The 7,875-nt window shown below is 49.4% G+C and carries 4 protein-coding genes and 1 pseudogene; 3 read left to right on the forward strand and 2 right to left on the reverse strand.

Features of this window, described 5'->3' with window-relative positions:
* The first annotated feature begins 281 nt into the window (after window positions 1–281).
* From NG792_RS28595 to recJ, 3 genes are all read left to right on the forward strand, one after another.
* Window positions 282–1,724, forward strand: a complete 1,443-nt coding sequence (locus tag NG792_RS28595; protein ID WP_261197926.1) for a DUF1565 domain-containing protein — start codon at window positions 282–284, stop codon at window positions 1,722–1,724.
* A gap of 294 nt (window positions 1,725–2,018) precedes the next feature.
* A complete protein-coding gene (locus tag NG792_RS28600; RefSeq protein ID WP_261237774.1) occupies window positions 2,019–4,283 on the forward strand; it encodes a DUF1565 domain-containing protein in 2,265 nt (754 codons plus the stop codon).
* A gap of 101 nt (window positions 4,284–4,384) precedes the next feature.
* The gene (recJ, locus tag NG792_RS28605) at window positions 4,385–6,859 is read left to right on the forward strand and encodes a single-stranded-DNA-specific exonuclease RecJ (RefSeq protein ID WP_261237776.1); all 2,475 of its coding nucleotides are present in this window, start codon (window positions 4,385–4,387) and stop codon (window positions 6,857–6,859) included.
* A gap of 5 nt (window positions 6,860–6,864) precedes the next feature.
* Here the strand turns inward: recJ and NG792_RS28610 are convergent, their stop codons facing one another.
* Together NG792_RS28610 and NG792_RS28615 are read right to left on the reverse strand one after the other, a co-directional pair.
* The gene (locus tag NG792_RS28610; RefSeq protein ID WP_317619534.1) at window positions 6,865–7,296 is read right to left on the reverse strand and encodes a Crp/Fnr family transcriptional regulator; all 432 of its coding nucleotides are present in this window, start codon (window positions 7,294–7,296) and stop codon (window positions 6,865–6,867) included.
* A gap of 168 nt (window positions 7,297–7,464) precedes the next feature.
* Window positions 7,465–7,803, reverse strand: a pseudogene (locus NG792_RS28615) (PAS domain-containing protein); the annotation flags it as partial.
* Between the last annotated feature and the right edge of the window lie 72 nt (window positions 7,804–7,875).

The following is a 7,875-nucleotide window of genomic DNA, read 5'->3' on the forward strand; positions in this document are numbered from 1 at the left end:
CTCCCCATCCTCCCCATCCTCCCCATCCTCCCCATCCTCCCCATCCTCCCCATCCTCCCCATCCTCCCCATCTCCCCATCCTCCCCATCCTCCCCATCCTCCCCATCCTCCCCATCCTCCCCATCTCCCCATCTCCCCATCCCTTGAATAAAGAAAAAAAAGATCCGGAAAATTTATAAAAAATTAGCTTATTTAGACGAGCATTAAGATAAGCAGCTAATCAGTAGCGTCAGGGTTCATTGGATGCAATTCCTATCAATATAATCCACAAGAACTGGTCTATGATGAACAAAATCAGCAGCTATCCCCTCGTTCTAATTACCTTATCGTTACTGAGTGCAGCAACGGTTACTCTAGGGAGTCAAGGAGAGAGAGTAGAGGGGGGTAGAGTCCTAGCAAATGTTCCCACGGTTCAGCCAAGTATGAACGCCCAGCAGCGGGTGATTTATGTTGATCCCAAGCGGGGAAATGACTCCGTAAGTGCCGGTCAAAGTGAAGCGAATGCGTTACGAACGATAACCGCTGCTTTGGGACAGGCGCAGGCGGGAACGGTGATTCAATTGGCACCGGGACGCTATCAGGCTGGGGAAGTTTTTCCCTTGAAACTGCAACCGGGAGTTATTCTGCGCGGGGATGAAAGTGGCCGGGGTGATGGGGTGGTAATTACCGGGGGAGCAACCCATCTGAGCCCCATTTGGGCAGGTCAAAATATTACGATATTAGCCGGAGATAGTAGCCAAATTCTCGGGGTGACTGTTACGAATCCCAATCCTTTTGGGACTGGAATTTGGATAGAAAATGCCAATGCTATTGTTAGAAATAGTACCTTTACGAATAATAATCGGGAGGGGATCTTCGTATCAGGAACGGCTCAACCGATTATTGAAAATAATCAGTTTATGTATAATGGGGGCAATGGAATTTCGGTAACGAAGGAGGCGAGAGGAGAAATTCGCCGAAATGTGTTTCAGGATACGGGTTTTGCCCTGGCGATCGGGCATAATGCGGCCCCAGTTGTTGCAGGTAACCACATTCATCAAAATCGAATTGGGATTGTGGTGACGCAAGCGGCGCGTCCGATATTAGAGGGGAATATTATCGAAAATAATAGTGATTATGGGTTGGTGGCGATCGCTGAATCTCAACCTCAGATTGCTGCTAGTAATACCTTTCGCGGCAACGAACGGGAAAACCAACTGATCGCCCGCAATCCCCAGGGAATTCCCCCGACTCCTGAAGAACAAACAGGCATTCAGCAGGCTTATTTCACCTGTGAACCCTACGGCACAAATTACGCAACGGTGGCTCAACAAGGGTATGCCTCGATTCCCCAAGCGATGATTGTTTGGAAGAGTTCGGACGTAGATTTACCTGAAAATCGCTGCAATGAAGTGACTCAGAAGTTAAATCAAAAGGTGACGGCTTATGGGGGTCAGTTGCATAAAATGTTATTTGCTACGGGACGGGTGAATAATGATAAAGTTGTTTGTTTGGTGAAGGATTTACAAGAGAGTTGTCAGCCGGATAATATGTTGTTCACGTTGAGCGGATTTAATGCTAGTGACCCGACTCAAGTGTTACGGCAGTTGATTGCGTTTAGTGTGGAAGGCAAGGGCAATCCGGTACAAGAGTTTGGCGAGGAGGCGATCGCCCCCTTAGAATCCGTGGCCCACAATTTAGAACCGGCATTGGGATTGTGGTTTGTTAACGGGTTAACTCAATAACGGTGCAGGCGATCGCCACTCTTTCTTTAGTTTCTTTTTCTCTCAACACCTTGGGGCAGTTTGCCTCTAGCAAGGCGCGGGTTATTCTGCGCCTTTTTTGTTCTTAATGGGATTAAATGTCACAAAGTTGGAACTAGACTTTAACCATGACCAGACTTGCATTTCCATTATATTTCGTTTAATTGTCGGGAGGCAGAGCCTCCTATTGTGCGTGACTAGGCAGAGCCTAGTCACGAGAAAATTCCCCCAAGAACAACCAACAAATGACCAAGGATAAATGACAAACAACAACTCATGAATAATCATCTATTATTACCAACAATTGTAACCCTTGTGGTGGCAAGCTGGAATCCCATTGCCTTGGCGTTGAATCCGAGAGAAGTGGATGCGGTGGCATGGCAAGTTTCGGTGTTAATTAGTCCGAATTTGACCCAACAAGGGGATGCGTTTTTGATTGAAGGGGAAAAAACGGGGAGTGGGGTAATTGTGGCGCAAGAGGGGAATAGTTATTATGTACTGACTGCTTTGCACGTGGTTTGGAAACGGGGGGGATTTCATGCGATCGCGATGCCGGATGGACAGGTGTATTACGTTGATGCATCGGAAAATAGTCCGGATATCATTCCCCTGGGTTATCCTTCGGGAGAGTTGGGACAAACGATCGCGGGATTGGATTTGGCCCTGCTGCGGGTGCAAAGCGATCGCACCTATACCTTGGCAACAATGGCCGCAAATCCTCTCCAGTCGGGAACTCCGGTGTTTGTGAGTGGATGGCCCAATCCCGATGATTTACGCCAAAAAATTCGCGATCGCCAGTTAGTCGAAGGTGCGATCGCCGAAGTGACTCCGCCCTCGGATGATGGTGGGTATCGGTTACTTTACAGCAATCCGACGCGCAGTGGCATGAGTGGGGGTGGTATCTTTAATGCCAATGGGGAACTGATTGGGATTCATGGCAGGGGACGGGGAGTCCAAAATAATTGCAGTACCCCAGAAGTCAATGCCAACAATAGTTGTGGAATGTATATCGGGGAGTTTTTAGCAGACGATCGCGTGCAAAGTCTCCGGTTATCCTGGAATCGCAATCCCCTCGATCTGGGGATGATTCAATATGGATTGACTTATACCAGTCAAACCGATCGCGTCAATGGTTCTCCGGTGGCGCGCAGTACCCCACCCCCTGTCATCCCCCCGGCAATTACACCGGAGACGCCCCAGGCATCGCCATCCCCTGCGCCGGTGGCAGATTTTCCCACCCCCTCCCCCGAGGCGATCGCCGAGGCACACACGATTTATTATGTTGACCCGAATCAGGGTAACAATGCCGCTACTGCTGGACTCACCCCAGAAAATCCCTTTCGCAGTATCTCCTATGCGCTACAAGGTGCGCGTCCCGGGACGGTAATTTATCTCGCCCCGGGATTGTATAGCGCCCGGGAAACCTTTCCCCTCAAATTGAATCCAGGGGTTATTTTAATCGGCAATGAATCCCAGCAGGGAGAAGGGGTGATCATTCGCGGGGGAGGAATTGCTTCCACTCGTAGCGCCGGACGACAAAATTATACCCTATTTGCCGGAAACAATAGCCACATTTTAGGGATAACTCTCACTAATCCGCATTCGGACGGAACGGGAATTTGGATTGAAGATACAACCACTGCTTTGATTCGTAATAATACTTTGAGGGATAATCCCCGAGAAGGCATTTTAATTGGAGGAACCGCTACTCCAATCCTTGAAAAAAATCGGTTTGTTAATAATGGCGGAAATGGAATTTCCGTCATCCAGCAAGGGGGGGGAGAAATTCGCAGTAATGATTTTACCAGCAATGGAATGGGGGTGGCGATCGCTGGGATGGCAAATCCCTTGATTGCCGACAATCATATTCGCTCAAACCGCAACGGAATCGTTGTTACCGCATCCGCAACGCCTACTATTCAAGGGAATATTCTGGAAAACAATCAAAATTATGGGATTTTAACCCTAGGATTGGCCCAACCTACTCTCGCTGAGAATAACCTGTTCAGAACTAATGGAGTTAGCAATCAATTAACTGCTAAAATTCAAGAATGGGAGTCAGAAAGTCCCCGAGGAACGGTCACTTCTACGGTATTTGGCTGTCTTGAATATGAAGGGGGTTTAGCAACCTTTGCTTACCAGGGCAGGGGTTCTATTCCTCTACCCTTTCTGAACTGGACTGATAGCCCCTCGGAATCGGGATTAAACCGCTGTCGGTTGGTAACATCCAGTTTAAATAAGATTATAACATTGAATGGGCAAGACTTATCGACAATGGCGCTTTCTACCGGACGAATTCATAATAATAATGGGGTTTGTTTAGTTGAAGAGTCCGGGGAAATTTGCCAAGATAGCAATCTTTTATTTTACCTGGGGGGAGAAGAACAGCGCAATCCTGGGGAAGGATTAGCGCCGTTACTGCACTTCAGTTGGGCAACGGCGGGAAATCCGGTACAACAGGTGGAAACTGGCGCATTCGCCCCCCTAAAAGACTTTGCACAGCGCTTGGAACCGGAACCGGGGTTATGGTTTACGGATTAGGAGGGGACTATTTTGGTATAGCCTAAAACTGAGTGAAAATTAAGTACCCGGGGCTGATAGGATAGGTGAAAGCAATTCCAATCCGCTCTAGGGATAACGTTATGGTTTCGAGTACCGCGATCCGTTTACCCAATCACCGATGGCAGATTTATCCTCAAAAACCCGAACTCGCCCAGCAGATTGCTGAGGCAGTGGCGCTGCCACCGATTTTGGCGCAAGCACTGATCGATCGCGGCATTGAAACCGTAGAAGAAGTAAGGGCATTTTTAGACCCGGAATCGGTGAGTTTGCCTTCTCCTGTGGAGGAATTCCCAGACTTGGCACTGACTGTCGAACTATTAGAAAAGGCGATCGCCACCGGGGCCAAAATTGCGATTTGTGGCGACTATGATGCCGATGGGATGACCAGTACCGCCCTGTTAATGCGGGCATTACGCGCATTAGGTGCAAATGTAGATTACGCTATTCCCAGTCGGATGGCAGAAGGTTACGGCATCAATGAGCGCATTGTCAGGGAATTCCACAGTGAAGGGGTAAAAATTATTTTAACGGTGGATAATGGCATCGCTGCCGTAAAACCGATCGCCCTCGCCCGAGAATTGGGGATGGATGCGATTATTACGGATCACCATGAACTCCCGGAAGAACTGCCTCCTGCTACAGCAATTCTCAACCCGAAATTGATTCGGGAAGCGTCTCCGTATCGGGGAGTTGCTGGGGTGGGAGTCGCCTATATTTTAGCCATTTGTTTAGCACAAAAGTTAGGTCAATCCCAATCCTTAATCAAACCTTTACGCGAATTATTAACCCTGGGAACCATTGCGGATTTAGCCCCATTAACGGGAGTGAATCGCCGCTGGGTTAAACGGGGGTTGCGCCAGTTACCCGAGTCTGAGTTAGCGGGGGTACAAGCGTTAATTCAGGTTTCTGGTGCTAGTAGCAGTGCCTTGAAGGGTGGGAAAACGATGAAACCGGATGAAATTGGGTTTCGCTTGGGACCGCGCATTAATGCGGTGGGACGGATTGGCGACCCTCAGATTGCGATCGAACTGCTGACGACGGATGATCCAGGGATTGCGTTAACTCGGGCGATGCAGTGCGAACAAATCAATCAGGACCGTCAGCAATTGTGCGAAACTATCGAGGCGGAGGCGATCGCCTGGATTGAAAGCAGTGGCATGGACTATTTAGCCAGTCGCGTGTTAGTGGTGGTCCAACCAGGTTGGCATCATGGTACAATTGGCATTGTAGCCTCTCGCTTGGTGGAACGCTACGGAGTGCCGGTATTTATTGGCACTTATGAGGATGAGCATCAGGAACATATACGCGGATCAGCGCGGAGTATTCCTGAATTTCATGTGTTTGAGGCGATGCAGCATTGCGATCGCTGGTTGGGAAAATATGGCGGACATCGGGCAGCAGGCGGATTTAGCTTAAGTGCGGAAAACTTAGACGGGTTTCGCCAGGGATTGAGTGAGTTTGCTCATGGATGTCTGGAACCTCATCATCTCAAACCAGCGATCGCCATTAATGTGCTGGCGGAATTTGAGCAAATTGACCTGGACTTATACCGGGAAATCGATCGCCTCCACCCCTGCGGCATCGAAAACCCATCCCCTGTCTTCTGGACGCCTAATGTAGAAGTAGTGGACCAGCGCATCGTCGGCAAAGGACATATCAAAGTTACCCTAGAAAGCTCAACTCACAGTTTCCACCCCGATTCGCCAAAAATTGCTACCCCGCGTCGGATTCAAGGGATTGCATGGCGCTGGGGGGATTATTTTCCCCTGCCTCAATATATTGATGTAGCCTATAAATTGAGGGAAAATACTTGGAATGGGAATACTAATGTAGAATTGGAACTCATCAGCGCTCGTCTGCCGGAAAACGAACAGAGTCGCCCGAGTGAGATTATACGACAGTCAGTGCCACCCCCAGCCCCAGTCCGGCGATCGCTGGAAACGTCCCAGAAACCATTGCTCCAGAAATCCCTTACCCTCACAACGGTGGGAGTTAGTGCGCCTCCACTTACTCCAGTTATCCCCGAAGCGCCTCCAGTTACGGTTAATCCACAATGGTTGTCCGGAATTGCCTTACAATCCTTACTCACTCACTTACAGGGTCGCGTGTTGTTCTATGGTGCGGGTAGACCGGAAATTGGCCCGACAGCCTGTGAAATAGAGTGGAACTTTCCTAAACGTCCCTGTGATACTTTGTTGCTGTGGACCTTACCCCCCTCGGGTACACATTTGCAATGGTTACTGGCGAAAGGGATGCCGCGTCAGGTGTACGTTTACAATCATTTACCGCCTTTGCCCTCACCGATACAATTGCGATCGCACCTGCGCGATCGCCTCCTGGAAGCGGGGACTCAACCCTTGAACCTGTTACAACTGGGTCAAGAATTGTGGGTGGCACCGAGTACCTTGCTGGCTGCTTTACGGGAATTGGGCGATTCTTATCCGGAATTTCCTGCCACCCAAACCCTCGATCGCGAATTAGAACGGTTGTATCGGTGGTATGCCTTTCCCCCGGGGAAATTAGCTCAAATTAATTGGCGATCGCCCTTGCATTAGCTGTACTATTCCAGAATTGTAATATGATTAGTGTTATCAATCGTAATTTTTCCCTGGTGCTGGAACTCACTCAGGAGGCGGGTGACGGTAACCCGAGTTGTGCAGGAAGCTTCGGCGAGTTCCTGATGAGTGAGGCGCAGACTCAAGCGGGTTCCATTGGTAACGGGTTCGCCTACGATGGTTTTTAAAACTTGCAGCAGGGTCAAGAGGCGATCGCTGGCTCGCCTTCTCCCACAAACGGATAATAATAATTCAGCTTGGTGTAATCGCTGATTGACGCCTTCGGCAATCACCTGAGTCAAGTGAGAGGCTTGAGCCATTTCCTGGTGAGGAATCGCCGTTAATTCTACGGTTTGAGAAAGGGCGGTTACTTGATAGATGGGCAGAACAGTTAAAGTTCGACAAAAGGGGATTCCTGGACCCACTATTCCCATCATTACTTCCCCATTGCTTTCCGTCAGGGTACTCAGTTTAACCCACCCTTTACAAACGAGCCAGAGGGCATCGGGTTGTAAGGGGATATTTTCTCCTTTAGAAAAAGTGTGCCTCGGGCGATCGCAGAACAGGTCCTCGGTGTTTTGTTTTTTCAGGGCTTGCGCGCGCTGGCGATCGCTGATATCTCGAATACAGAGGCAACTCGAAACAATATTACCCCAGGCATCCCGTTCCACCGACAGGAGCACCGCCGCATCAAAGGGTTGCCGATGGGGGGAATAGAGCCTCACTTGCCACTCCTGCTCGTCCTCCACCTGTTGCCGCCTTTGGAGTTCTTCCCGGAACTCCCGTCGCTCCTCAATGGGAACTAAAATACTGAAGGGTTTGTGCAGTAGCAATCCCTGAGTGCAGTCGAATAATCGAGTCGCGGCACGATTGGCTGAGGTAATCGTATTGTTGCTATCCAGGGCAATGTAAGCATGGGGTGCTTGCTCAAATAGGCTTTGATATAGCCGTTCACGGACTCATGAGGTACAATACATAAAAGAACTGACTCATCTTAACTATCTGAATCTACCATG

Origin of the sequence: Laspinema olomoucense D3b (assembly GCF_025370785.1) — a bacterium.
Lineage (GTDB): Bacteria > Cyanobacteriota > Cyanobacteriia > Cyanobacteriales > Laspinemataceae > Laspinema > Laspinema olomoucense.

Coding starts and splice junctions, on each gene's coding strand:
- NG792_RS28595 (WP_261197926.1), top strand. CDS start 282: ATGATGAACAAAATCAGCAGCTATCCCCTCGTTCTAATTACCTTATCG.
- NG792_RS28600 (WP_261237774.1), top strand. CDS start 2,019: ATGAATAATCATCTATTATTACCAACAATTGTAACCCTTGTGGTGGCA.
- recJ (WP_261237776.1), top strand. CDS start 4,385: ATGGTTTCGAGTACCGCGATCCGTTTACCCAATCACCGATGGCAGATT.
- NG792_RS28610 (WP_317619534.1), bottom strand. CDS start 7,296: ATGATGGGAATAGTGGGTCCAGGAATCCCCTTTTGTCGAACTTTAACT.